The 1286-nt window shown below is 66.2% G+C and carries 1 protein-coding gene; it reads left to right on the forward strand.

The genetic code is table 11. From position 1 onward, the window contains the following. Nucleotides 1-67 precede the first annotated feature (67 nt). Nucleotides 68-1242, forward strand: a protein-coding gene (locus tag ABZ297_RS46820) for an IS3 family transposase (protein WP_355361099.1) whose coding sequence is annotated in 2 segments (ribosomal slippage) — nt 68-305 and nt 305-1242 — 1176 coding nt in all. Because the reading frame shifts where the segments join, the coding sequence is not laid out codon by codon here. Nucleotides 1243-1286: the final 44 nt, after the last annotated feature.

A 1286-nucleotide genomic window follows, 5' to 3' on the forward strand; every position in this document is an offset into this window, starting at 1 on the left:
TGAGGCGCCCAACAGATTTCGGACAGTCGGCTACATAAGCTGACAGAAGTCTGGAAGAGGTAGGTACGTGACGAGGCGTCGTAGGCAGTTCTCGCCGGAGTTCAAGGAAGAAGCCATCCGCATGGTGTTGGAGGGCGATCGGACGGTCGCGTCGGTGGCGCGCGAGTTCGGGATCAACGCCAGCACCCTGGGCAGCTGGGTGAACCGGCATCGGATCGCGAGCGCTCAGGACGAGCAGCAGCCGGTGTCCGGGCCGGAGCGGGCCCGGATCCGGGAGCTGGAGCGGGAGAACGCCGAGCTGCGGGAGAAGCTGACGTTCTTGAAAAAAGCGGCCGCCTTCTTCGCGGCGGACAGTCGATGACGCTCGCCAAGTACGAGCTGATCGATGCGGAGAAGGCCCATCACGCGATCGTGAAGATGTGCGCCTGGCTGAAGGTGTCCCGCTCGGGCTACTACGAATGGCGTGAGCGGCCGGCCTCGGCCACCGCGCAACGCCGCGTACTGCTGTCCCGGCTGGTCGCCGAGGTCTTCGCCGACTCGCACGAGACCTACGGCTATCGGCGGGTGCACGCCGCCCTGCTGCGTCGTGGCGAGCACTGCTCGGCTGAGTTGGTACGTGCCCTGATGCGCGAGCAGGGCCTCATCCCGGCCCAGGTACGGGCGTTCCGGCCGGTCACCACCGTCCAGGGCGACTTCCGCGGCATCCCCGACCTGGTCGGTCGCGACTTCACCGCCGCCCGGCCGGGCACCAAGCTGGTCGGCGACATCACCTACATCCGCACCTGGGAGGGCTTCCTCTACCTGGCCACCGTGATCGACTGCCACAGCAAGGCAGTCCTCGGCTGGGCGATGGCCGACCACTACCGCACCGGCCTGATCAAGGACGCGATCCGGATGGCCGCCGGCACCGGTCTGCTCCAGCCCGGCGCCGTGTTCCACACCGACCGCGGCTCGAACTACACCTCTGATGAGTTCGGCCGCTTCCTGGCCGGCCTGCAGATCCGCCGCTCGGTCGGCCGCACCGGGGTCTGCTATGACAACGCGATGGCTGAGTCGTTCTTCAGCGCGATCAAGAACGAATGGCTCCACCGCTTCGTCTTCACGACCCGGGCCAAGGCGAAACGGCAGGTCATCCGCTACATCGAGGGGTTCTACAACCGTCGGCGCCTGCACTCGGCGCTCGGCTACCGGCCACCTCTGGAAGTACTCAACGAGTCCCTTTCAATCCAAACAGCCGCATAGGCTACGCCCATAAGACGGCTGTCCGGAATCACCATGGCCCCTCA

This window comes from Nonomuraea sp. NPDC005983, from assembly GCF_040614375.1.
In the GTDB taxonomy this organism is placed as follows: Bacteria; Actinomycetota; Actinomycetes; order Streptosporangiales; family Streptosporangiaceae; genus Nonomuraea.